This is a genomic window from Streptosporangium sp. NBC_01639, from assembly GCF_045209755.1.
In the GTDB taxonomy this organism is placed as follows: Bacteria; Actinomycetota; Actinomycetes; order Streptosporangiales; family Streptosporangiaceae; genus Streptosporangium.
Genome location: NZ_CP109272.1, coordinates 7,354,641 through 7,378,936 on the forward strand (window position 1 = coordinate 7,354,641; position 24,296 = coordinate 7,378,936).

At 69.6% G+C, this 24,296-nt stretch carries 23 protein-coding genes; 15 read left to right on the plus strand and 8 right to left on the minus strand.

Annotated elements, in window-relative coordinates; genetic code table 11:
• Positions 1-173 precede the first annotated feature (173 nt).
• Complete coding sequence (locus OHA77_RS33415) at positions 174-1,490, minus strand: D-arabinono-1,4-lactone oxidase (protein WP_326824199.1); 1,317 nt, start codon at positions 1,488-1,490, stop codon at positions 174-176.
• Between the two features lie 36 nt (positions 1,491-1,526).
• Complete coding sequence (locus OHA77_RS33420; RefSeq protein WP_406313294.1) at positions 1,527-2,723, minus strand: MFS transporter; 1,197 nt, start codon at positions 2,721-2,723, stop codon at positions 1,527-1,529.
• A gap of 126 nt (positions 2,724-2,849) precedes the next feature.
• On the opposite strand from OHA77_RS33420, the gene OHA77_RS33425 reads away from it, so the two are divergent.
• Entirely contained in the window at positions 2,850-4,073 is a 1,224-nt protein-coding gene (locus tag OHA77_RS33425; protein ID WP_406313296.1) for a lytic murein transglycosylase, read from the plus strand.
• Here OHA77_RS33425 and OHA77_RS33430 read toward each other — a convergent pair.
• Positions 4,064-5,059: a ferrochelatase gene (locus OHA77_RS33430; RefSeq protein WP_406313297.1), complete on the minus strand. Its 996-nt coding sequence runs from the start codon at positions 5,057-5,059 to the stop codon at positions 4,064-4,066. The genes OHA77_RS33425 and OHA77_RS33430 overlap by 10 nt on opposite strands.
• 115 nt (positions 5,060-5,174) lie before the next feature.
• Here OHA77_RS33430 and OHA77_RS33435 point away from each other — a divergent pair, with 115 nt between their 5' ends.
• Together OHA77_RS33435 and OHA77_RS33440 are read left to right on the plus strand one after the other, a co-directional pair.
• Positions 5,175-7,154, plus strand: a complete 1,980-nt coding sequence (locus OHA77_RS33435; protein WP_406313298.1) for a prolyl oligopeptidase family serine peptidase — start codon at positions 5,175-5,177, stop codon at positions 7,152-7,154.
• A gap of 73 nt (positions 7,155-7,227) precedes the next feature.
• Positions 7,228-8,022 (plus strand): inositol monophosphatase family protein, encoded by a 795-nt coding sequence (locus OHA77_RS33440; RefSeq protein WP_406319918.1) that lies wholly within the window; start codon positions 7,228-7,230, stop codon positions 8,020-8,022.
• 96 nt (positions 8,023-8,118) lie between these two features.
• Here the strand turns inward: OHA77_RS33440 and OHA77_RS33445 are convergent, their stop codons facing one another.
• Positions 8,119-8,283: a hypothetical protein gene (locus OHA77_RS33445; protein ID WP_326824194.1), complete on the minus strand. Its 165-nt coding sequence runs from the start codon at positions 8,281-8,283 to the stop codon at positions 8,119-8,121.
• A 218-nt stretch (positions 8,284-8,501) separates the two neighbouring features.
• Here OHA77_RS33445 and OHA77_RS33450 point away from each other — a divergent pair, with 218 nt between their 5' ends.
• The 5 genes from OHA77_RS33450 (at position 8,502) to OHA77_RS33470 (ending at position 13,411) form a co-directional block, all read left to right on the plus strand.
• On the plus strand, positions 8,502-9,155 hold the full coding sequence (locus OHA77_RS33450; RefSeq protein ID WP_326824193.1) for a response regulator transcription factor: 654 nt from the start codon (positions 8,502-8,504) through the stop codon (positions 9,153-9,155).
• A 68-nt stretch (positions 9,156-9,223) separates the two neighbouring features.
• Positions 9,224-10,522 (plus strand): HAMP domain-containing sensor histidine kinase, encoded by a 1,299-nt coding sequence (locus OHA77_RS33455; RefSeq protein WP_326826871.1) that lies wholly within the window; start codon positions 9,224-9,226, stop codon positions 10,520-10,522.
• A 272-nt stretch (positions 10,523-10,794) separates the two neighbouring features.
• Positions 10,795-11,094, plus strand: a complete 300-nt coding sequence (locus OHA77_RS33460; protein WP_184752350.1) for a DUF4193 domain-containing protein — start codon at positions 10,795-10,797, stop codon at positions 11,092-11,094.
• A gap of 83 nt (positions 11,095-11,177) precedes the next feature.
• Entirely contained in the window at positions 11,178-11,984 is an 807-nt protein-coding gene (locus OHA77_RS33465; RefSeq protein WP_406313299.1) for a hypothetical protein, read from the plus strand.
• 53 nt (positions 11,985-12,037) lie between these two features.
• A complete protein-coding gene (locus OHA77_RS33470) occupies positions 12,038-13,411 on the plus strand; it encodes a trehalose-6-phosphate synthase (protein ID WP_406313300.1) in 1,374 nt (457 codons plus the stop codon).
• A 26-nt stretch (positions 13,412-13,437) separates the two neighbouring features.
• Here the strand turns inward: OHA77_RS33470 and OHA77_RS33475 are convergent, their stop codons facing one another.
• Positions 13,438-13,734, minus strand: coding sequence for a DUF4235 domain-containing protein (locus OHA77_RS33475; RefSeq protein WP_326824190.1), 297 nt, complete (start codon positions 13,732-13,734; stop codon positions 13,438-13,440).
• Positions 13,735-13,820: 86 nt separating this feature from the next.
• On the opposite strand from OHA77_RS33475, the gene valS reads away from it, so the two are divergent.
• From valS to OHA77_RS33510, 7 genes are all read left to right on the plus strand, one after another.
• Positions 13,821-16,358: a valine--tRNA ligase gene (gene valS / locus OHA77_RS33480; protein ID WP_406313301.1), complete on the plus strand. Its 2,538-nt coding sequence runs from the start codon at positions 13,821-13,823 to the stop codon at positions 16,356-16,358.
• 262 nt (positions 16,359-16,620) lie between these two features.
• Entirely contained in the window at positions 16,621-17,970 is a 1,350-nt protein-coding gene (locus OHA77_RS33485; protein WP_406313302.1) for an AI-2E family transporter, read from the plus strand.
• 11 nt (positions 17,971-17,981) lie between these two features.
• Entirely contained in the window at positions 17,982-18,536 is a 555-nt protein-coding gene (locus OHA77_RS33490) for a PaaI family thioesterase (RefSeq protein WP_406313303.1), read from the plus strand.
• A complete protein-coding gene (gene dut / locus OHA77_RS33495) occupies positions 18,533-18,976 on the plus strand; it encodes a dUTP diphosphatase (RefSeq protein WP_326824186.1) in 444 nt (147 codons plus the stop codon). The genes OHA77_RS33490 and dut overlap by 4 nt, the downstream gene beginning before the upstream one ends.
• A 20-nt stretch (positions 18,977-18,996) precedes the next feature.
• Positions 18,997-19,671: a DUF3710 domain-containing protein gene (locus OHA77_RS33500; protein ID WP_406313305.1), complete on the plus strand. Its 675-nt coding sequence runs from the start codon at positions 18,997-18,999 to the stop codon at positions 19,669-19,671.
• 123 nt (positions 19,672-19,794) lie between these two features.
• Positions 19,795-20,112: an OB-fold nucleic acid binding domain-containing protein gene (locus tag OHA77_RS33505; protein WP_221465571.1), complete on the plus strand. Its 318-nt coding sequence runs from the start codon at positions 19,795-19,797 to the stop codon at positions 20,110-20,112.
• Between the two features lie 33 nt (positions 20,113-20,145).
• Positions 20,146-20,811 carry a DUF3159 domain-containing protein gene (locus OHA77_RS33510; RefSeq protein ID WP_326824184.1) on the plus strand — a complete coding sequence of 222 codons (666 nt, stop codon included), beginning with the start codon at positions 20,146-20,148 and terminating at the stop codon, positions 20,809-20,811.
• A 25-nt stretch (positions 20,812-20,836) separates the two neighbouring features.
• Here the strand turns inward: OHA77_RS33510 and OHA77_RS33515 are convergent, their stop codons facing one another.
• Genes OHA77_RS33515 through OHA77_RS33525 form a run of 3 tightly spaced genes read right to left on the minus strand, consistent with a single transcriptional unit; the run spans position 20,837 to position 24,011 of the window.
• Positions 20,837-21,736: a carbohydrate ABC transporter permease gene (locus tag OHA77_RS33515; protein WP_406313306.1), complete on the minus strand. Its 900-nt coding sequence runs from the start codon at positions 21,734-21,736 to the stop codon at positions 20,837-20,839.
• Between the two features lie 2 nt (positions 21,737-21,738).
• A complete protein-coding gene (locus OHA77_RS33520; RefSeq protein WP_406313307.1) occupies positions 21,739-22,665 on the minus strand; it encodes a carbohydrate ABC transporter permease in 927 nt (308 codons plus the stop codon).
• A complete protein-coding gene (locus OHA77_RS33525; protein ID WP_406313308.1) occupies positions 22,662-24,011 on the minus strand; it encodes an extracellular solute-binding protein in 1,350 nt (449 codons plus the stop codon). The genes OHA77_RS33520 and OHA77_RS33525 overlap by 4 nt, the downstream gene beginning before the upstream one ends.
• Positions 24,012-24,296 lie beyond the last annotated feature (285 nt).

Consider the following 24,296-nt stretch of genomic DNA (forward strand, 5'->3'; position numbering starts at 1 on the left):
GCGGACTCCCTCGGGGTTGAGTGGCGCGGGGCGTCTGCGAATCTGCCCGCCGGACCGGTCGCAGCAACGGCAGACACGCCGAGGCGCCGTTCTTCGTGGGACGCTTTGCTCAGACCTTTACCGGAACCTTTGGCAAGGGCCGGGTCGGGGAGCGCCGACGCCGGGAGAGCGGGTCAGCCCAGGACCGTGTCCAGGTAGTCGTTGGCGAACGTCCGCCGTGGATCCAGCCGGTCCCGCACCGCCAGAAAGTCGCCGAACCTGGGATAGACCGTGGTCAGGTAGGCCGCGTCACGAGTATGGAGTTTTCCCCAGTGCGGGCGCCCGCCCAGCCTGGTCATGATCTCCTCGACGCCCTCGAAGTAGTCGGGGTTCGGCGTCGGCCGGTAGATGTGGCAGGCGACATAGGCCGAGTCCCTGCCGTAGGCGGTGGACAGCCACGCGTCGCTCGGCGGGGTGACCCGTACCTCGATCGGGAAGCTGATCTTCCAGTCCCGCCGCTCCACGAGGTCGCGGGTCTCGCGGAGCGCCTGTCCGAGGTGCTCGCGCGCGATGGCGTACTCCATCTCCAGGAACCGCACGTCCCGCACACTCGTGAAGATCTTGTAAGAGGTGTCGGTGTGGGTGGAGGCCGACAGCGCCGACGCGGAGATCGCGTTGAGCCGGGGGATGGCGCCCGGGAACCGCCCGCCGATCCCGCACAGCGCGCCGAAGAGGGTGTTCTCCAGGAACGTGTTGTCCAGCCAGTGCCGGAACGCGCCCGGCGGGTCGGCCGGTCCGGGGTCGCGGTTGTTCCGCTTGGTCAGGCAGACGTCGGTGTGCGGCAGCCAGAAGAAGTCCAGGTGCTCGTTCTCGGAGGTGAGCGCGTCGAGCGAGTCGAGGATCCCGGTCAGCGGCATCGGCTGCCGGGTGCTGCGCAGCAGGAACGACGGCTCCACCCGGAAGGTCACGGCGGTCACCACTCCGAGCGCGCCCAGGCCCACCCGGGCCGCGTCGAACAGGTCGCGTTCGCTCACTCCGTCGCGGATCTTCCCCGTACCGTCGCCGGACACCGTGACGACCTCGCCGTCGGCGAGCACCAGCTCCAGCCCGAGCACCTGGTCGGCCAGCCCGCCGACCTCCCTGCCGGTGCCGTGGGTGCCGGTCTGGATGGCTCCGGCCAGCGTCTGGGCGGTGATGTCGCCCATGTTCGCCAGGGCCAGGCCCATCCGGTCGAGCTCGTCGTTGAGCGCGCTGAGCGGTGTGCCGGCGGCCGCCGTCACCCAGCCGTCGCCCACCTCGCGGATTCCCCTCAGCGCGTCAGGGCGCAGCAGCAGGCCGTCGGTGAGCGCCACTCCGGTGAAGGAGTGCCCGGTGCCGACCATGCGGACCCGGCGTCCCGAGGCACCGGCGTCCCGTACGGCCCGCGCCACCTCCTCGGTCGAAGAGGGCGTGCGGACCTCCGCCGGCGTGACGGACTGGTTCCCGGCCCAGTTGCGGAAGACCTCGCTCATGTTCACCCTCGTTTCGCCAGCGAATGTGAACGATACTCATGATTGCTGCTGGGGGACAGGGGTCCGCAGCCAGGCGGAACCGCCCACGCCGATGATCACGGCGAGGAGGGCGCAGACGAAGGAGAACGCGTAGGCGTTGGAAGCGCCGAACGCGTCGGTGAGACGGCCGCCGGCCCAGCCGCCGAGCGCCACACCGAACCCGATCGCGGTGGAGAGCCACGCCATGCCCTCGGTGAGCAGGTTCGCCGGGACCAGCCGCTCGATCAGCGTGTAGCCGGTGATGATGGTCGGGGAGATGGCCAGCCCGGCGAGGAACAGCGCCGGGGCCATCACCCTGAGGTCGCCGATCAGGATGATCGGGGACAGCCCGAGCGCGAAGACCCCGAGGGCGCGGACGAAGCGGCGGCGCAGGGAGATCTTCCACTGCCGCGCGCCGTACCAGAGCCCGGAGACCAGGCTCCCGCAGGCGATGGCGGCGAGCAGCAGCCCGGCGGCGGGCTTGGCGCCGTGCTCCTCGGCGAACGCCACCGTGATCAGGTCCAGCGAGCCGAAGACCGAGCCCATCGCCAGGAAGACGCACGACAGCAGGACGACGCCGGGAATGGTGATGGGGCTGCCCGAACGCCTGTCGTACGGGCGGACCGGTGGCTCGGTGCCGCGCTGCGCCGCGAAGGCGAGGGTGCCCCCGACCGTGCAGACCAGGGCCACGATCAGGCCGGCGTAGGGGTTGACCATGGTGGCCAGGGCGGTGACCAGGGCGGGGCCGGCGACGAAGACGATCTCGTCGGCGACCGACTCGAAGGAGAACGCCGCGTGCAGTCCGGGCGACCCGGCCAGCAGGTGGGACCAGCGGGCCCGCACGAGCGAGCCGAGCGACACCGAGCTCGCGCCGGTCACGACGCCGGTGGCGAACAGGGCCCACGAGGGTGCCCGGAACTCCGCGCACAGCATCAGGCCCGTCAGCGCGGCGCCCTGTGTCAGGGTGAGCGGAATGATGACCCTGGCCTGGCCGAACCGGTCCACCAGGCGCCCCGTCAGGGGAGCGGCCACAGCGTAGGAGACGTTGACGGTCGCCGCGACCGCACCCGCCATGGCGAAGGAGTCGGTGAGGGCCTCGATGAGCAGGATGACGCCGATGCCGAGCATGGACATCGGCATCCGCCCGATGAGCCCGGCGATGACGAAACCCTTGACCCCGGGCGCGGCGAACAGTCCCCGGTACGGCCCCACCACTGACGGTTCCCCCTTGCGCGTTTCAACGGTAGATCGTACCGACGATTTCCTACCAAACCGCTGCCCGGCAAGCTATTTTCCTGGCAACGGCACATGCCGTGGCCTGTTGAGGCTAACGTGAGCGCGGTGTCGCATCTTCCCCGGCTGTGGGCTTTCGTCACGATCCTTGTCGTCGGGGTCGCGCTCGCCGTCGTCGGCGGCGCGGTCTTCGTCGCCACCCGCCCGACCGGCCCTCTCACCGCCACCGCGGCGGAGGCCGAGGTCAGGGACCTGGCGGCGCTCACCCCGGTGCCCAGCCCTTCGGTCGCCGCGCCGACCCCGGCGCCCGCGAGCACCGAGATCGCCCTCACCCCGCCCCGGTTGCTGGTCATCTCCCAGGCGACGTTGTCCCGGCAGACCATGGAGGACGTCTCCCAGCTCGAATACGTGAAGAAGGTCGACTCCTTCGACGGGGGCGCGGTCAAGGTCTCCGGGGTCGGGCTCAACCTGCTCGCGGTCGATCCGTCCCGGTTCCGCTCCTGGGCGCCGAAGGCCGTGGCCGACCAGCCCGGGGTCTGGAGCGCACTGGACAGGGGAGAGCTCGTCGCCGACAGCTCCGCCGTGCGCCGCTTCGGGCTGACCCTCGGCTCGCAGTACCAGGTGGACGGCGGCATCCGGCTCCGGGTCGCGGCCTCCGCCCCCTTCGGCCTGCCCGGTGTGGACGGCCTGGTGAGCACCGAGACCGGGCGCCGGCTCGGGCTGCTGCCCGGCGTCGCACTGCTGGTGAACGGGCCGCAGAAGGCCGCGGCCACGCTGCGCACCCGGGTGCGCCGGCTGCTGGGCTCCGGCGCTCAGGTGGTCACCGTGGGCGGGTCCCGTACGGCCGCGGTGAAGAAGCCCACCGTCGGCACCCCCGCCACCGGGAAGCGGGCCACGGACAAGGCCGCCACCGGCAAGCAGCCGCCCGCGGTCCGGCAGGTGGCCGTCGGACGGCCCGGCAGCTACCTGGAGCTCTACCGGAAGTCGGCCGTCGCCTGTCCGGGCCTGTCATGGACGGTGCTGGCCGCGATCGGCCAGGTGGAGAGCTCACACGGACGCAACAACGGGCCGTCCTCGGCGGGGGCCCAGGGCCCCATGCAGTTCATGCCCGCCACCTGGAAGTCCTACGGCGTGGACGGCGACGGCGACGGCGTCGCCGACATCTGGAGCCCGTACGACGCCGTCCCCACGGCGGCCCGTTACCTGTGCGCCAACGGCGCGGGGCAGGGCGGCAAGAAGCTGGAGAAGGCCATCTGGTTCTACAACCACTCCTGGTCGTACGTCGCCAAGGTCATCGCCATCTCCCAGGGCTACGCCCACGCCTACCCCTGACGGCCCGCTCCCGTGCCCGCCGGCTGGGCCGGGCGGCGGGGAGGGGCGGGGCAGCAGGTGCCCGCGCAGGCCGTCGGCTCCGGTTCGGCCAGCAGTTCGCCGATCATCGAGACGAACCGCGGATGGGTGCCCGCGGTGGCGGCCCTGACCAGGGGGAGACCGATCTCCCCGGCCACCTCCACGGCTTCCACGTCGAGGTCGTAGACGACCTCCATGTGGTCGGAGACGAATCCGATCGGCACCAGCACCACCGCGGGGGCGTCGACCTCCCGCAGATGATCGCAGACGTCGGGCTCCAGCCAGGGGATGTGCGGGGCCCCGCTGCGGCTCTGCCAGACCAGGTCCCACAGCCGGTCGCCGCCCAGCTCGGCGGTGATCAGCGAGGCCGTCCGGCGGAGCTGCGCCTCGTAGGCCCCGCCGTGCGGACCGGCCGTGTCGGCCATCGACGTCGGGATGCTGTGCGCGGTGAAGACCAGGCGCGCGGCGTCCCGGTGCTCGGCCGGCAGCTCCGCGATCGCCTCGCGGGTGTGTTCCACCATGGCCGCGACGAAGCCGGGGTGGTCGAAGTAGTGCCGCAGCTTGACGATCTCCGGGGCGCCCTCCACCGCGGCCCTGGCCAGCGCGATGTCGTCGATGTACTGCCGGCACGCCGAATAGGAGCTGTAGGCGGCGGTGACGAAGGCCGCCGCCCTGCGCACGCCGTCGGCGGCCATCTGGCGGAGCGTGTCCTCCAGATAGGGATGCCAGTTGCGGTTCCCCCAGTAGATCGGCAGATCGACGGTCGGCTCGACCGCGGCTATCAGGTCACGGCACTGCTGGTTGATCGGGCTCATCCCGCCGAAACGCTGGTAGTGCGCCTCGACCTCCAGCAGCCGCTCGCGCGGGATGCCCCGGCCCCGCACCACGTTCTCCAGAAACGGCATCACGTCGTCAGGCTTCTCCGGCCCTCCGAACGAGACGACGAGCAACGCGTCGTAAGTCCCCATGACATCCATCAAACCGCATGCCGGGACGTCCTTATACATGGTCACACCTGGTTTTTCGGTATCGGGCCCGGTACGGATGCGCGACCGGTGAGGACGTCCGGGGTAGGTTCGGACGGTGACCCCTTTCAACGACATTCGCGATTATGTCGGCGTGCCGCGGGTGGCGTCCCTGCGTCTCTCCCCCGACGGAACCCGGCTGGTCAGCGTGGTGCAGGCGCTGAACGCCGACGGCAAGTCCTATGGAACGTCCCTGTGGGAGATCCCCCTCGACGGACGCAGACCGTACCGGCTGACCAGGTCCGTCAAGGGCGAGGCCGGCGCCGAGTTCACCGCCGGGGGCGACCTGCTCTTCGGCTCGCGCCGCCCCGACCCGGTCGTCAAGGACCCCGACGAGGAGGTCCCGGCCCTCTGGCTGCTGCCCGCGGCCGGCGGCGAGGCCAGGCAGATCGCCTCCCGGCCCGGCGGTGTGGCGGGATTCGCGGCCGGCGGCCGGAGCGTGGTCTTCGGTTCCGACGTGCTGCCCGGTGACGAGGCCACCGAGGACGAGCGGCGCAAGGCCCGCAAGGACGGCGGGATCAGCGCGATCCTGCACGAGAGCTCTCCGGTGCGCTACTGGGACCACGACCTCGGCCCCGGGGAGCCCCGGCTGTTCGCCGGGACCCTCGGCGACGACCGGCTGACCGAGGTCAGGGACCTCACCCCGCAGCCGGGCAAGGCGCTGACCAACGCCTCCTACGACGTGACCCCCGACGGCGGGACGGTCGTGACGACCTGGTCGGTGCCGTTGCCCGCAGGCGAGGTGCGCTCCCAGTTGGTGGCGATCGGGACGGCCGACGCCGGAGCCCGGCGGGTCCTGGCCGAGGAGGACGGCCACGACTTCGACGGCCCGGTGCAGGTCTCTCCCGACGGGCGTCTGGTCGCGTGCGTGCGCAGCAACCACGCCACCGCCGACACGATCCCCGAGCAGACCCTGTGGATCGTGGACCTGGCCACCGGGGAGGGACACGCCGCCGGCGCCGGACTCTGGCCGGCGGACGTGGCCTGGGCGCCCGACTCGCGCTCCCTGTACGTGGCCGCCGACCACGGCGGCCGCCGCCCGATCTTCCACGTCCCGGCCGACGGCTCCGAGCCGGTACGGCTCACGCCCGACGACGCCGCCTACCTCTCGCTCAACGTCGCCCCCGACGGCGCCGTCTACGCGCTGCGCAGCGCGGTGGACCGCGCCGCCGGACCGGTCCGCGTCACCGCGGGCGGCACGGTCGAGGAGCTGGCCTCCCCGACTCCCGAGCTGGAGCTGCCCGGCACCCTGACCGAGGTCACCGCGACCACCGACGACGGCGTGACGGTCCGCGCCTGGCTCGTGCTGCCCGAGGGCGCCTCGGCGGAGAACCCGGCGCCGTTCCTGCTCTGGATCCACGGCGGCCCGCTGTCGAGCTGGAACGACTGGTCCTGGCGGTGGAACCCGTGGATCATGGCCCAGCACGGCTACGCCGTCCTGCTGCCCGACCCCTGCCTGTCCACCGGCTACGGACCCGAGATGATCAGGCGCGGCTGGGCCGACTGGGGCCCGCGCACCCACGCCGACCTGATGTCGATCACCGACGCCGCGCTGGAGCTGCCCGAGGTCGACGCCACCCGGACCGCCGCCATGGGCGGATCGTTCGGCGGCTACATGGCCAACTGGGTCGCCGGCCACACCGACCGGTTCAAGGCGATCGTCACCCACGCCTCGCTCTGGCACCTGGACCAGTTCGCCGGCACCACCGACGCGCCGATGTACTGGCAGCGCGAGTTCGGCCCGGTCGGCGGCGAGCTGTACAGCAGGCTCTCCCCGCACCTGTCGCTGTCGGAGATCTCCACGCCGATGCTGGTCATCCACGGCGACAAGGACTACCGGGTGCCCATCGGCGAGGGACTGCGCCTCTGGTGGGACCTGCAGCGCTCGGACGTGGAGTCGAAGTTCCTGTACTTCCCGGACGAGAACCACTGGGTGCTCAAGCCGGGCAACGCCGTCGTCTGGTACGAGACCGTGCTGGCCTTCCTGGACCAGCATGTTCTCGGCCGGGAGTGGAAGCGGCCGGAGTCGCTCTCGTGAACCTGGCGGGCCACCGCCGCGGGGCGACCGGAGTGACCTGTGAGACGACGAGGAGAGGGGAGCGACCGTGACCGTGGAGACCGTGGGCACCTTCGCCCACCTGGCCGAGGAGATCGCCCGCGAGGCGGGGGAGATGCTCCTGGCGAAACGGCCCGCCCGGCCCGAGGTGCTGGCCACCAAGTCCAGTCCCACCGATGTGGTGACCGCGCTGGACAGGGCGTCGGAGGAGCTGATCCGCACCAGGATCAAGGCGGTCAGACCGGACGACGCGATCCTCGGAGAAGAGGGCGGCTCGACCGGCGGCGGACGGATCCGCTGGATCGTGGACCCGATCGACGGGACGGTCAACTTCCTGTACGGCCTGCCCGACTGGGCGGTCAGCATCGCGGTCGAGATCGACGGCGAGGTCGTCGCGGGCGTGGTCAACGTGGTGCCTCGCGGTGAGGTCTTCACCGCGGCCAAGGGCGAGGGCGCGTGGCTGGCGGGCGAGCGGTTGCGCTGCAACACGGGTGTGCCGCTGGACCGGGCGCTGATCGCCACCGGGTTCGGCTACGAGGTCGGGCGGCGGAAGGTCCAGGCGGAGGTGCTCACCCACGTGCTGCCACGCGTGCGCGACATCCGCCGGGCCGGTTCGGCGGCGGCCGACCTGTGCTCGGTGGCGGCCGGCCGGGTCGACGGCTACTACGAGCGGGGCCCGCAGGTCTGGGACTACGCGGCCGGTGGTCTCGTCGCCACCGAGGCGGGGGCCAGGGTGGGCGGCCTGAACGGCGGACCGCCCAATCCGGAGCTCACGCTCTGCGCGGCGCCGGGCCTGTTCGAGGAGCTGCACGAGCTGCTGGTCCCGCTGGACCCGGAACGTGACGCCTGAGAACACGACGGCCGCGATGCCCGGTCCGTGGGGACCGGGCATCGCGGCCGGTACATGAGGAAAGCCCCCCGGTGACGCACCAGGGGGCTTCTCACATCAGCGCTGGATGGGGACGCCGTTGTCTGTGGCCAGACGGCGGAGATCCTCGATCTCGGCGGTGAGGGTGTCGGCGAGGTAGTCGTCACCGTTCGACCTGGCCTCCTGCAGGTTTCTGTAGGCCTGGTCGAGGCGGTGTTCGATCGTGGTCGTGAACTCGCCCATCTCACCTTCTTTCTCAAAGGGGGTTGAAGGGTAAGGCTGGTTTGGGGGTTGGCTCCGGCTGTACCCCACAACGCATATCGACTAAACCTGTATGTGTCACACATCACGGACTGTGGTTGTGGGGGCACCGGCCTTACCGCCGGCTTACGGGGAGTGTGCCGACAATTGGGGAGCCGTTCGGCGGCTCTTCCCATCTTTCGCAGGAGGTACGAGAGGCTGTGCGGGTGCTTGTGGTTGAGGATGAGCGGGTGCTCGCCGACGCGATCGCGACCGGGCTCCGGCGGGAGGCCATGGCTGTGGATGTGGCCTACGACGGCGCCAGCGCGCTGGAACGGACCGGCTACATCGACTACGACGTGATCGTTTTGGACCGGGACCTGCCCAAGGTCCACGGTGACGAGGTCTGCCGCCGCCTGGTGGCCGCGCGCACGGCGTCGCGGATCCTGATGCTGACCGCGTCCGGAGACGTGGACGACAAGGTGGAGGGGCTGGGCCTGGGCGCCGACGACTATCTGGCCAAACCCTTCGTGTTCATCGAGCTCGTCGCGCGGGTGCGGGCGCTCGGCCGCCGCTCGGCCCCGGCGCTGCCGCCGGTGCTGGAGCGGGCCGGGGTCCGCCTCGATCCGGGCAAACGGCTGGTCACCAGGGACGGCCAGGAGATCGCGCTGACCAAGAAGGAGTTCGCGGTCCTGGAGGAGCTGATGCGCGCCGAGGGTGCCGTGGTCAGTCAGGAGGACCTGCTGGACAAGGCCTGGGACGAGAACATCGACCCGTTCACCAACGTGGTGCGCGTGACCATGATGACCCTGAGGAAGAAGCTGGGCGAGCCTCAGGTGATCGAGACGGTGCCCGGAGTCGGATACAAGCTGTGAGTGTTCCACCGAGCGGGGGAGAGGAACGGCACGCCGCCGAGCCGCGCGGGTCCGTGCCCACCCACCCGATGATCAGCCCGCGCTCCGAGCGGGAGGCCAGGAAGGGCGACCGGCCGGTCTTCGCCGCTCCGGCGCGGACCCAGCCGCCGCCGCCGACCGGCCCACCGGTGTGGGACGGGCCGCCCCCGGCGGGCGCCTCCCCGGAGCGGCTCTCGGTCCTCGACCGGGTGCGGGCGCTCATGGACCGGGTCAGCATCCGGTGGCGGCTCACGATCACCTACGGTGTGCTGTTCTTCGCGGCCGGGGTGCTCCTGCTGTTCGTGATCTACATGATGGTGGGCTGGGCCATCAACGGGGCCTGGCCGCCCGTCAGCCTGCCGGACGCGCCGCTCGCCTATCAGCAGAAGTTCCAGGAGGAGTGGCTCGGGTGGAAGCACGTCGCGATCGACGAGGCGCGCAACGCCCTGCTCAGCCGCTCGCTGCTGGCCCTGGCGGGCGTGGGAATCCTGGCGGTCATCATCGGCTACCTCGTCGCCGACCGGGCGCTCAAGCCGATCCAGCAGATGACCACGACGGCGCGCAAGCTCTCCGGCACCACGCTCGCCCATGAGCGGATCGACCTCAAGGGGCCCAACGACGAGCTCAAGGAGCTGGCCGACACCTTCGACGCCATGTTGACCAGGCTCAATGTGGCGTTTGACACACAGCGAAGATTCGTGGCCAACGCCTCGCACGAGCTCCGGACCCCCCTGACGATCAACCGGACGGTCCTGGAGATCGCGCTGGGGGACCCCGAGGCGTCGGGGGACCTCAAGGCGCTGGGCCGTACTCTCCTGGAGGTCAACGCCCGCAACGAGCAGCTCATCGAGGGCCTGCTGCTGCTGGCCCGCAGCGAGCGCGAGCTGAGTGTACGCAAGCCGGTGGACATGAAGGACGTCGCCGAGACCGCCGTCGACCAGCTCACCCCACGCGCCGAGGAGGCCGGGGTGACCATGACCGCCGAGCTCCAGAACGCCGCCACAGAAGGCGATCCGGTGCTGTTGGAGCGCTGCGTGGCCAATCTTGTGGAGAACGCGATAAAGCACAACCTCCCCGAATCCGGCCGCCTGTGGGTGCGCACGGGAATGGTGGAGGGGGCACTGGTTGTTCAGGTGGCCAACACGGGGCCGCATGTGCCCGCATATGAGGTGAACAGCCTGTTCGAGCCGTTCCGGCGGCTCAACGCCGACCGGGTCGAATCGGCCAAGGGAGCGGGTCTCGGGCTGTCCATCGTCCGTGCGGTCGTGCGCGCTCACGGAGGCAACGTGACCGCCGTTCCCAGAGATGGGGGAGGTCTTGTGGTGACCGTGAGACTCCGAGCACGCTGATCCGGCGGGGGGCGTCTCGTTCGCGCCGTACATGTGGTTGGATGTGCCGTCGAACACGGTAGTTCATGTCGCCAATGCTGTGGTTTACGCCATATTTGGCTAACCATGCCTATTGGCGGGGTGTCCCTCACGTGTGGGGAGGTTCAGCGGCCATTCCAGCGGGGTACCGAAGCAGGAATCTCTCTGTCGGATTGGGCACAAGTTGGGCCTCCCGGACGTTACATACGCGCGAGCCGGCGCAGACAGATAGATGAGGGGGATGGAGCAGACCGATGGCAACCGATTACGACAGCCCACGCAAGACCGACGACGACCTCAACGAGGACAGTCTTCAGGAACTGCAGGCACGCCGTACCGACAAGTCCTCGGGCAGCATCGACATCGACGAGACGGATCTCGCCGAATCGCTCGAACTGCCGGGGGCGGACCTGTCCAACGAGGAGCTTTCGCTCCGGGTGATACCTCGTCAGGCCGACGAGTTCACCTGCGGGCGTTGCTTCCTGGTGCATCACCGCAGTCAGCTCGCCGTTGAAAGGAACGGTCAGCAGATCTGCCGGGAGTGCGCGGCCTGACGATCGTTCCGATGGCCTGTCCGAAGTGTGCTCTCCGATGGAAGGGTAGGGCCCAAGGACAAGCCTTGAGGAGGTTCCGAGACATGCCGTCAGAGAACAGGAAGACCGGTGTCCGGCCGGACGACTCCACGGCCGAGGGGTCGGCCGGCACACCGGAGCACGAAGTTGCCGAGATCGTCGGCAGGCTCGCGGAGCCCGGCGACATGGATGGCGCCGAGCGGCGGCGGCTGCTCGGCCGCCTCACGACGACGCTGGCCGCCGGGGCGAAAAAGGCCAGGGCGTCCGGGACGGGCCGGGGCCGGTGGCTGGCCGACATGTTCATGGCAGTGGCCCCTCGCATCCCGATCCGCGACCTTGCCACCCTCTCCGAGCACCACCACGGCCTCACCTCCGAGGCGCTGGCGGACGACCTGGTGCGCACCGCCTCCAAGGCGACCATGACGGTCGGCGCCATCGGCGGAGCCCTCGCGGCGGCCGAGTTCGCCGCTCCGCCCCTGCTGCTCTCCGCCCCCGCCCAGCTCGTGGCGGAGACTCTCGTGGTGGCCGCGATCGAGGTCAAGCTCATCGCCGAGCTTCACGAGGTGTACGGCATCCCGGTGCCGGGCACCGGTTCCCAGCGGGCGGTGGCCTTCGTCACCGCCTGGTCCAAGCAGCGCGGGGTCGACCCGATGTCCCCCGCCTCGGTCACCGTCGCCCTGGGCGCCGCCACGAAGACCGCGCTGCGCAACCGGTTGATGCGCACCCTCGGGCGCAACCTGACCACGCTCGGACCCTTCCTCACCGGCGCCGTGGCCGGCGGGGTGCTCAACCGCACCGCCACCCGGAAGCTCGCCACCATGGTCCGGGCGGACCTAAGGGTTAATCGGACACTTCCGCCTGGAAAGTCATAAAAACATCCGGATTGGGTAGTCGTTATGGGTAAGACTACTATCTGGAGGAATTTGTGCAGGGCCGCAGTTCGTTTCTGATCGTGGCTAACCGCCTTCCCGTCGACCGGGCGGGGGAGGACACCTGGCGGCGCAGCCCCGGCGGCCTGGTCACCGCGATCGCGCCCGTTCTCCAGCGCCGGGAGGGCGCCTGGATCGGCTGGCACGGAGCCCCCGACGAGCAGCTCGACCCCTTCGACCACGACGGCATGCACCTCATCCCCGTGCCCCTGTCGGAGTCGGAGGTGGAGCTTTACTACGAGGGCTTCTCCAACGCCACCCTCTGGCCTCTCTACCACGACGTGGTCGCCCCTCCCGTCTACTCGCGGGTCACCTGGGAGGCCTACCGGACGGTCAACGAGCGCTTCGCCCGCGCCGCCGCCGAGGAGGCCGCCGAGAACGCGGTGGTGTGGATCCAGGACTACCAGCTCCAACTGGTCCCGGCCATGCTGCGCAAGCTCCGGCCCGACCTGCGCATCGGCTTCTTCCTGCACATCCCCTTCCCTCCCGTGGAGCTGTTCTCCCAGCTCCCGTGGCGCAAGGAGATCGTGGAAGGACTCCTGGGCGCCGACCTCGTCGGGTTCCAGCGCCCCGGCGGCGCGTCCAACTTCATCCGGCTCTGCCGCATCCTGTTCGGCCTGCAGCACCAGAAGCACGAGATCCAGGTGGAGGACCGGATCGTCCGGGCGGCGGCGTTCCCCATCTCCGTGGACTTCGGTGAACTCGACTCCCTGGTCCGCGAACCGCACATCATCGAGCGGGCCAAGGAGATCCGCGCGGAGCTGGGCGACCCCGAGTGCGTGCTGCTCGGCGTCGACCGCCTCGACTACACCAAGGGCATCGGCCAGCGGCTGAAGGCGTTCGAGGAGCTGCTCTGCGAGGGCTCGATCAAGGCTGGCGAGGCGGCGTTCGTACAGATCGCGACGCCGAGCCGGGAGCGGGTCGAAGAGTACGTACGGCTGCGCGACTCGATCGACCGGCAGGTCGGCCGGATCAACGGGGAGCAGGGCGAGCTGGGTCTGCAGCCGGTGCAGTACATGCACCAGTCCTACGGCAGGGACGAGCTGGCCTCGCTCTACCTGGCCGCCGACGTGATGGTGGTGACCCCGCTGCGCGACGGGATGAACCTGGTCGCCAAGGAGTACATCGCCTGCCGCAACGATCTGCGCGGCGCGCTGGTGCTCAGCGAGTTCGCCGGTGCGGCCGACGAGCTGCGTCAGGCGTTCATGGTGAACCCCTACGACATCGACGGACTCAAACGGATGATGCTGACCGCGATGCGGGCCACGCCGCACGATCTGTCCCGCCGGATGCGCTCACTGCGCAGACGGGTGGCGACCTACGACGTGGACCGCTGGGCGAAGGAGTTTCTCGCAGCCCTGGAGTCCTGACCCTCCGGGCCGCGCCCGCCCCACCGTCAGGAGGTTACGTCCCTGGTCGCGTCCTTCACGGTCTTCCAGGCGTTGTAACGCTTCCGGGCGGTGCGGGCGGCCAGGATCTGCGCGACCTGCATGCCCACCCCCATCACCACGGCGTAGCCGATCGCCTCACCGAGGCCGATGTCCAGTGACTCGCTGTCCACCGGCGGCTTCCTGCCCGTCGACTTCTCCCAGGCGAACCCGATGATCTTTTTGGCGGTCCAGGCGGTGACCAGTCCCACCAGGCCACCGATGGCCCGCCAGGCCATGTCCTGCTTCTCGGTCTTGCCGGCCATATGGGCCCTCCCCTTTTTTTGCGCTCCGCACCCGAACACTAGTCCTCCCCAGCGCGGTACGGCGTGAAGCCATACCATAGGGAGGCATGACACAACAGCGACCGCGCCATGCGCCCATGCCCGAGAAGCCGACTCTCGACGGGCTGGAAGCCGTATGTGTAGCCCGCTGGGAGACCGAGGGCACCTACCGCTTCGACAGGTCGCGCACCCGCGAGGAGATCTACTCGATAGACACCCCGCCGCCGACCGTCTCCGGTTCCCTGCACGTCGGTCACGTCTTCTCCTACACCCACACCGACACGATCGCCCGTTTCCAGCGGATGCGCGGCCGCGAGGTCTTCTACCCGATGGGCTGGGACGACAACGGCCTGCCCACCGAGCGCCGGGTGCAGAACCACTTCGGCGTGCGCTGCGACCCCTCCATCCCCTACGACCCGCGGTTCGAGCCGCCGGACAGGCCCGACGCCAAGCGGCAGGTGCCGATCTCGCGCCGCAACTTCATCGAGCTGTGCGAGCGGCTCACCATCGAGGACGAGAAGGCGTTCGAGGAGCTGTGGCGCCGCCTGGGCCTGTCGGTGGACTGGTCGCTGACCTACGCCACCATCGACGGCGGTGCGCGCGCCGCCTCCCAGCGCGCGTTCCTGCGCAACCTGGCCCGCGGCGAGGCCTACGTGTCGCAGGCGCCCACCCTGTGGGACGTCACCTTCCGTACGGCCGTCGCCCAGGCCGAGCTGGAGGACCGGGAGTGGCCCGGCGCCTTCCACCGGCTCGGTTTCACGCTCTCGGCCGAGCAGCGGGCCAAGGGGTTCGGCGAGCGCGTCTGGATCGAGACGACCCGGCCCGAGCTGGTGCCCGCCTGCGTGGCGCTGGTCGCCCATCCCGACGACGAGCGCTACCGGCCGCTGTTCGGCACCACGGTCAGGACACCGCTGTTCGGTGTCGAGGTGCCGGTGCTCGCCCACCATCTGGCCGAGCCTGACAAGGGCTCCGGGATCGCGATGATCTGCACCTTCGGCGACGTCACCGACGTCGTCTGGTGGCGCGAGCTGGACCTGCCGACCCGGGCGGTCATCGGCTGGGACGGCCGGATGCTTCCCGAGGCGCCCGAGGGCGTCGCCGCGGAGCCGTACGCCGAGCTGGCCGGCAAGACCGTGCACGGTGCCCGTGAGCGCATCGTGGAGCTGCTGCGCGCGTCCGGCGATCTGGAGGGCGAGCCGCGACCGGTGAGGCGCGCGGTGAAGTTCTACGAGAACGGCGACAAGCCGCTGGAGATCATCTCAACCCGCCAGTGGCACATCCGCAACGGAGGACGTGACCGCGCCCTCCGAGACGCCCTGCTGGCCAGGGGAGAGGAGCTCTCCTGGCACCCGCCCCACATGAAGGCCCGCTACGACAACTGGGTCGAGGGCCTGGCGGGTGACTGGCTGATCTCCAGGCAGCGCTTCTTCGGCGTCCCGATCCCGGTCTGGTATCCGCTGGACGACGCGGGCGAACCCGGCTACTCCTCGCCCATCCTGCCGGACGAGTCCACGCTGCCCATGGACCCCTCCACCGAGGTGCCCCCCGGCTACACCGAGGACCAGCGGGGCAAGCCACGCGGTTTCCTCGCCGACCCGGACGTCATGGACACCTGGGGGACCTCGTCCCTGTCCCCGCAGATCGTGGGTGGCTGGGAGCAGGACGACGACCTGTTCGAGCGGGTCTACCCGATGGATCTGCGGCCTCAGGGGCAGGACATCATCCGCACCTGGCTTTTCGCCACCGTCGTCCGCTCCCATCTGGAGCACGGCGTGCTGCCGTGGAAGCACGCGGCGATCTCCGGATGGATCCTCGACCCGGACCGCAAGAAGATGTCCAAGTCCAAGGGCAACGTCGTCACCCCGATGGGCCTGCTGGAGGAGTACGGCTCGGACGCGATCCGCTACTGGGCCGCCAGCGGGCGCCTGGGCACCGACGCCACCTTCGACAAGGGACAGTTCAAGATCGGTCGTCGGCTGGCGGTCAAGATCCTGAACGCCTCCCGGTTCGTCCTGGGCCTGGGGGAGGACGGCGGCGAGGTCACCGAGCCGATCGACCTGTCGATGCTGGCCAGGCTGGCGCAGGTGGTCCGCGAGGCCACCGAGGCGTTCGAGGCCTACGACCACACCCGGGCGCTGGAGCGGACCGAGCGCTTCTTCTGGGAGTTCTGCGACGACTACCTGGAGCTGGTCAAGGCCCGCGCCTACGACGACGGCCCGGCCGCTCGCTCGGCCCACGCGGCACTGCGCGAGGCGCTGGACGTCATGCTCCGGCTGTTCGCCCCGTTCCTGCCGTTCGTCACCGAGGAGGTCTGGTCCTGGTGGCGCGAGGGGTCGGTGCACCGGGCGCCCTGGCCCACGGCCGCCGAGCGGGACGGGGACACGGAGTTGCTCCCCGTGGTGGCCATCGTCCTCGGCCGGGTGCGCAAGGCCAAGTCCGACGCCAGGCTCTCCATGCGCGGCGAGGTCTCCCGGCTGACCGTCACCGGCCCCCAGGCCGCTCTCCTGCGGCAGGCACAGGACGACCTGTGCGGTGCGGGCGTCATCGAGGAGTTCGTGCTCCAGCCCGGCGACGGTGAGCTGACGGTGGAGGTGGCCCTCGCCTGATCCCGTACGCAACTCTGTCCTTCCGGGCGGGCGGCCTTGGCCGTACGGTCGGAAGGACAGGTGAGGGGAGGACAGGGCATGACTCCAGGGTGTGGAAGCTGTAGCTGCTACCTCGACGACAGGGTGATCTACCGGCCGCCGCAGGAGCGCTGACCCGGATCGGACGAGACACGGAGAGCAGGGGTCCGGCCGGGACCCCTGCTTTCCGTGTCAGGCCGATAACCCCGCGCATTCCCGGATGCGGCGTGCCAGTCTTGAGGGTGTGATCTCCGATCGGGAACGTCTGACGCAGCTGGTCCCCCGCACGTTGCTCCGCCTGGCCATGTGGAGTCTGTGCCTGATCATCATCGGCTGGGCGGTCTTCTATTTCGCCCAGTTCATCGCCACGCTCCACATCGTGGTCCTACCGGTGGCCGTGGCACTGCTGCTGACCGCGCTGCTGTTCCCGATCACCCGATGGCTGCGGAACCGGGGCATACGGCCGATCTACGCCACGTGGATCACCATCCTGATCGCACTGGCGGTGCTGGGGGGGATCGGCTGGTTCATCGGGTTACGGGCCAACGACGAGTTCCCCCGGCTGGTCGAGCAGGTGCGGGCGACCGCGAAGACCATCGAGAACTGGCTCTACACCGGGCCGCTGCACCTGCAGCCGAACCAGATCACCGCGTGGATCGACGAGGTCACCAAGCAGGTCACCGCGCAGCGCAACCAGATCACCCAGACCGTCCTCACCGGCGCCACGGTGGCGCTGGAGGTGCTGGCCTCCATCGTGCTGCTGCTCTTCGTCACGTTCTTCCTGCTCAAGGACGGCGACCGGATCTGGTCGTGGTTCCTGCAGGCCTTCGGGGGGGCCGCGCCCCGCGTCGACCGGGCCGGCCGGGCCGCCTGGGTGACGCTCTCGCACTACGTGCAGGGCACCGTGGCGGTGGCCGCCGTACACGGTGTGATCATGGGTGTCGTGCTCGCCGGGATGGGTGTGCCGCTCTGGGCTCCGCTGGCGGTAATGATCTTCCTGGCCAGCTTCATCCCCATCGTCGGGATCTTCTTCGCCGGTGCGATCGCCACCCTGGTCACCCTCGGAGCGAAGGGCCCGATCTACGCTCTGATCTTCCTCGGCATCCTGCTGGTGGAACAGCAGCTGGAGAACCACGTGCTCCAGCCGCTGATCGTCGGCAGGGTGCTGAGATTCCACCCGCTGGCGATCATCCTGGTGCTCGCCGTGGGCGGCATCGTGGCGGGCATCGCGGGGGCGGCGGTGGCGGTGCCGGTCGCCGCGGTCATCTACCGGGCGCTGCCCGAACTCAGAGGCCGTCAGCTCGCCCTGACCCCGGGACCCGAGCCAGGACCAGGGCCAGGACCAGGGCCAGGACCAGGGCCTGGACCCGAGCCAGGACCCGAGCCGGTGCCCGAGTCCGGACCAGGGCCCGAGCCGGTGTCCGAGCCGGTGTCCGAGCCGGTGTCCGAGCCGGTGTCCGAGTCGGTATCCGGGTCCGGACCCGAGCCCGAGCCGGTGTCCGGCGCGGGGTCCGGCCCCGGATCCGAGCCGGGGTCCGGACCGTCTGAGCTCGATGAGCCGGTGAATGAGGAGTCACCGCGGTCCAAGGGGTAACGTTCTGCTCCGTGACCCGTTCCACCGTGACAACCCCTCCGCCGGGAGCGGTCCGGCCGCAGCCGCTCTCCGGCGCCCCCGCCCCCGGCACCCCGCTCGGTCCGCACTACAGCCGCTGCTTCGGCTGCGGCGACCTGCATCCGACCGGCCTCCACCTGAACGCCACCTCTCCCGACGGGATCACGGTGACGGCCGAGTTCACCGTGGGGGAGGCACACCAGGGCGCGCCGGGCCTCGCGCACGGCGGTGTGCTGGCCGCGGCGATGGACGAGGTCATCGGCATGTCCATCTGGCTGCTGCAGCGTCCCTACGTCACAGGGCGGCTGGAAACCGACTATCTCGCGCCGGTTCCGGTCGGCACCGTCCTGCACCTGCGCGCCTGGTGTACCGGAGTATCCGGTCGGAAGGCGTACCTTGAGGCTGAGGGGCGGATCGACTCGCCGGACGGTCCGGTCGCCGTACGGGCCGCCGCCCTCTTCATCGAGGTGGGTATGGAGCACTTCGCCAAGCACGGAGACGCTCAGACCATCATCGACGAACACCACGAGTACGAGGTGAATCCGTGACCGACAACGTCGAGGTGCTGATCCACCGGCTCGACGCCGAGCTGCCGCTGCCGTCCTACGCCCACCCGGGCGACGCGGGCGCGGATCTCTATGCCGCCGAGGACGTCGAACTGCTCCCCGGGGAGCGGGCCATGGTGGGCACCGGGGTGGCGATCGCCCTGCCCGATGGGTATGCCGCGTTCGTCCATCCGCGTTCCGGTCTGGCCGCCAAGCACGGTGTGACGCTCGTGAACGCGCCCGGCACCGTCGACGCGGGCTACCGGGGCGAGATCAGAGTGACGCTGCTCAACACCGACACCAAGGACGCGCTACAGCTGCGCAGGGGAGACCGTATCGCGCAGCTCGTGATCCAGCGGGTGGAGAGAGCCGCGTTCTACGAGGTGGACCGGTTGCCCGGATCGGCGCGCGGCGCCGGCGGGTTCGGATCCACCGGCCGTTGACTTCAAGGAGTGTGAGGAAAGTGTTCGGACGTCGCCGTCGCGAGGAGTCCCCGGCAGGAGCCGAGGAGGTCGAGCAGGTGGAGCAGGTCCCGGCACGTGAGTCCGGTCCATGGGACTCCGGCGAACCGTTCTCCGAGCGGGAGCGGGTCGATCTCGGCGGCATGCGCCTGCCGGTCGACCCGGGATTCGAGGTGCAGCTCAATCTGGCCGGCGACCAGATCGTCGGCGCGGTCGTCATGGTGGACGAGAGCGCCCTCCAGGTGCACGCGTTCGCGGCGCCCAAGCGGAACGGCATCTGGGACGAGGTGCGCGACGAGCTCGCCGAGGGGGTCAAGAGCGCCGGGGGCACCTCCGAGGAGCAGGAGGGGCCGTTCGGCGTCGAGCTGGCCGCCAAGGTCCCGGCCGACGGCGTCGCCCAGCCGGTGCGCTACATCGGCGTCGACGGCCCGCGCTGGTTCCTCCGTGCGGTGATCAGCGGGCGTGCCGCACTGGACGCCCAGGCCGCGGCGACGCTGGAGAGCGTCATCCGCGACATCGTCGTGGTCCGTGGGGACGAGCCGATGGCACCCAAGGAGGCGATCGAGCTGCGGATCCCGGCAGAGGCCAAACAGGCGATGGAGCAGCAGGCGGCCGGAGCCGAGGTGCCCGACCTCAACCCGTTCCGGCGGGGTCCGGAGATAGCGGAGATCCGCTGACGTGTCGGATCGCGTACGCTGATTCAACACGCATGTGAAGGAGAGGTCGTGGGTTCTCAGGAACCGCATAAACAGGGTGGATTTCGGGGCTTCTTCCGGCGGCTGACCACAACTCAGGCCGAGATGGAGGCCACCGAGCTCCAGCAGGACCTCGATCGCCATGGCGCCACTCCGATCGTCTCGTGCGCCGGGCGGCGGCGGTTCTGTGTCACCGGTACGCTACGGACCGTGACGTTGAGGCCTCGTGGAGGCGCTCCCGCGCTCGAAGCGGAGCTTTATGACGGTTCGGATGTGATCGAGTTGATCTGGCTGGGCCGCCGGAAGATCGCTGGAATCGAGCCGGGCCGGATGGTGCTCGCCGAAGGGCTCGTCAGCGTGCAGGACGGGCGCAAGGTGATGTTCAATCCCCGATACGAGCTCCGTCCGGCTGGCGGTGCGTGAGCGATCGACGATCAAAGAGCGGTGAGCGAGGACATGACCACCACCGATGAGACCGCCGCCCATGACACGGTGGAGGCGGCGATACGCGTCCAGCTCGCCAAGGCGTTCGGCGGGGTGCGCGGCATCCTCGAGGCCGCCGTGCCCACGATCGTCTTCACTGTGATGTGGATCGTCACCTCCGACCTCAAGCAGTCCCTGATCGTCAGCATCTCCGCCGCGGTGGTGCTGCTGGCCGTGCGGCTGCTGCAGCGCTCGACGCCGCAGTTCGTGATCAACAGTCTGATCGGCATCGGAATCGGCGCGTTCTTCGCCTCCCGTACCGGCGACGCCCGGGACGTCTACCTGCCCGGCATCCTCTACAACGCCGCCTACTCGGTGGCGATGTTGCTGTCGATCGTCACCCGCTGGCCGGTGGTGGGCTTCATGATCGGGTCCGTCACCGGCGACCCGACGGGCTGGCGCGCCGATCCGGCCGTCGTCAAGCTCTGCTCCCGGCTCACCTGGATGCTGCTCATCCCGTGTGTGGTCCGGGTGGCCGTGCAGCTCCCCGTCTACCTGATCGGCGGCAACGACGCCGTCGCCGAGCTGGGCATCCTGAAGATCGTGATGGGCTGGCCGCTGCAGGTCGCCGGCCTGGCCGCCATGGTGTGGCTGCTGTCCAGAGGCCGGACCCCGGTCCGACCGCCCGCGCTGCCCTGAGGCCGAGCCGGGCGGCCGGGCACGGTCACTTGCCGAAACCGGCCGTCAGGCCGCTGAGCAGCTGACGGCGGCCGACCACGTACAGGATCAGGATGGGCAGCGTGGTCAGCACGACGGAGGCGAGTACGGCGGGTACGTTCACGCTGTACTGCCCCTGGAAGGTCCACAGCGCGAGCGGCAGGGTGCGCTTGTCGGGGCTCTGGGTGAGGATCAGCGGCAGCAGGAACCCGTTCCAGATCGTGAGTGCGTTGTAGATCGTCACCGTCACCACGGCCGGCAGGGTGAGCGGGAAGGCCAGCCGCCAGAGCGTCATCATCTCGCCCGCGCCGTCCAGCCGCATCGACTCGAACAGCTCTTTGGGCACGTCACGGATGAAGTTGGACAAGACCAGCACCGACAGCGGGATCGCGAAGGCGATGGACGGGAGGATCAGCGCCGCCAGCGAGTCGTAGAGGTGCAGCCGGATGATGATCAGGTAGATCGGGATGATGGTCGCCTGCAGCGGGATGGCCAGCCCCATGAGAAAGAGCGAGTTCACCCCGCGCAGGAAGCGGTGGGCGCCGCCCCGGACGATCGCGTACGCCGCCATGAACGCGACCGCGACCGCCGGGACGACCGCGCCGACGGTCACGATGAGGCTGTTGAGGAAGTACAGCGGGAAGTCGGACTCGATGACCAGCTTGTAGTTGGCGAGGGTCGGCTCGGCAGGCGGCGCCAGCGGGTTGGTGGCGTAGTAGCTGCTCTGCGCCTTGAAGCTGGTGATGAAGATCCAGTAGACCGGCACGATCACGACCGCCAGCCACAGCCAGCCCGCGGCCCCGCCCAGCCAGTTGGGGCGCTCGCTGCCCGGCCGCGGCCGGCGCCGGCGCGGTTCCGTTTCGGCCGGCGCAGTCCGCTTGAGCCCCGTCGTGTGGGTCAAGCCCATGGTCAGGCCCCTTCCATCTGGCTGGCTCCTGCGTCGCTGCCGCCGAGCCGGCGCAGGAGCAACGCCAGGGCGAGGCCCACGAGGACGAGGATGACGGCGATGGCACTGGCCGGTCCCATGAGGTTGGCCTGGAACCCGCGCTTGTACATGTCCAGGGCGAGCACCCGGGTGGCGTCGCCGGGACCGCCCGCGGTCAGTACGAAGATCAGGTCGAAGAAGGTCAGGGACCCGACGACCATGAGGGTGGAGGACGTGATGATCGTGTACTTGAGCTGCGGCAGCGTGATGCTGAAGAACCTGCGGACGCGGCCGGCGCCGTCCAGTTCGGCGGCCTCGTACATGGAGCGCGGGATCTGCCGTACGCCGCCCTGGTAGATCAGTGAGTGGAAGGGGATGAACTGCCACGACACCGCGAAGATCACGACGCTGAAGGCGAGGACGGGCTCGCCGAGCCAGTCCTGTGTGAGCAGCCCGATGTGCAGCCCGGCGCCGAGCCCGAAGTTCGGGTCGAGCAGTGCCTTGTAGGCGATGGCGATGGCGGCCGAGCTGAGCAGCAGCGGGATGAAGTACAGCACCGCCAGCAGCGCGCGGTAGCGCTGCCGGCCGGCCAGGAACACCCCGATCAGGATGCTTGCCGGCGTCTGGACCGCCCAGGAGGCGGCCATCACCAGCAACGTCACCCACAGCGCGTGCAGCAGGCCGGGATCGCCGAGCACGGCCTGCCAGCTCGTGAGCCCGGACAGCTGGATGTCGCCGAGCCCGTCCCAGGAGGTGAAGCTGAGGAACAGGACCCCGGCCAGCGGAATCACCCCGAAGGCGACGAAGACCGCCAGGGCCGGCACGGCCAGCCACGGGAGGACGCCGCCTCGGGCCCCTGGCTCGGCCGTCGGCGGCGTCCTTCTCCGAGCGGGGGTGGCGTACGTGCTCAACTGCCGATGACCGCGTTCATGTTGGACACGAACTGCTGCGGCGTGATCGACAGCTGGAACAGCTTGGCGATGTTATCCAGCAGCACCTCGGCCGCGGTGGGGCTGAGCGCCTGGTCCCAGGATTGGGCGAACGACTTGGCGTTGCTGGCGACGCCGTAGACGAACTTCAGGAAGTCCGCGTCCTTGGAGCCGGCGAACGCGCTGTCTGAGCCGTTGACGATCGGCACCGCGCCCGTTCCGGCCCACTCCTTGACGTCCTCGTCGTTGAGCACGGCGGTGGCGAAGAACTTCTTGGCGATCTCCTTCTGCTCGGCGGTCGCCTTGGAGGAGATCGACAGGTACTGGCCGGGGTTGCCGACGGTGTTGCTGGGGTCGCCCTTGCCGCCCTCGACCGGTGGGAAGTTCATGTAGCCGAGATGGCCGCCGGAGACGAAGTCACCGCCGTCGGTCGACATGCTGCCGTACGTCCAGCCGCCGTGCAGCATCATCGCGGCCTTGCCGGTGTACAGCAGGGCCTGGTCGGCGTTGGAGTCGGCCGTGATCGAGGAGAAGCCCTTGATGAACCCGTCCGCCTTGACGAGGTCCTGCAGCTTGGTCAGGGCTTCGAGGGCGGCCGGGTGGGACCAGGCGTCCTTCTTGGCGTCGAACACGGCCTGGAACACCTCGGGGCCGCCGATGCGGTCGAAGAGGAACTCCAGCCACATCATGTTCGTCCAACGGGACTGGCCGCCGAGGGAGAACGGGGCGACGCCGGCGGCGTTGAACTTGGGGACCAGGGCCATGATGTCGCCCCACGACTCCGGCGGCTGCACGCCGACCTTGTCGAAGATCTTCTTGTTGTAGTACAGGACGATGGGCTGCATGGTCTCGGCCGGCATCGCGTAGATCTTGCCGTCGATCGTGGCCGCCCCGAAGGATGAGGGGAACAGCCGGTCCTTCACGGCCGGGTTCTGGTCGAACCACGAGGTGAGGTCCTCCACCTGGCCGGCCTGCACGTACGTGCGCAGGGTCCCGCCGCCCCAGCCCCAGATGATGGTGGGTGCCTGGCCTGCCCCGATCGCCGTCTTGATCTTCGTCTTGTACGCGTCGTTCTGCAGGGCGGTCCCGGTGATCTGCCCGTTGGGGTTGGCCTTGTTGAACCGCTCCACGGCCCTGGCGCGCACGCCCTCCTGCGGCTGGACCGACAGGTACCAGTAAGTCGCCTTGCTCCCGCCGCTCCCGCCGGCTCCGCCTCCTCCGCCCGCCGGGGTGGGGCCGGAAGTGCCACAGGCCGCCAGCGCGGCCCCCAGGGGAATGCCCAGGGAGAGGCTGAGGAAGGTACGGCGAGACGGTGTCGTTGACTCCACGCTGATCTCCGTATGTCGAATGCCGAGGCTGGGTGCGACTACAGGTGAAACGTCAGTGGCGGTGGCTGTCGGTCGTGGATCGGCACCTTCGCTGCCAGGCACCCGCCCCTCTTGAGCCCAGCGTGTCGAAACATTTCCGAAATAAGCCGCGTGGCACGTCAATTTAGATTTCCGTTACCGGCCTGTCAAGGGGTGGTTCCTTATCGACACGAACTCCGCATACAAGGTAGGTAAGGTACTCTCATCTGGGACTTTCCTGGTCGTCTCGGGTGCGTCAGGATGTCG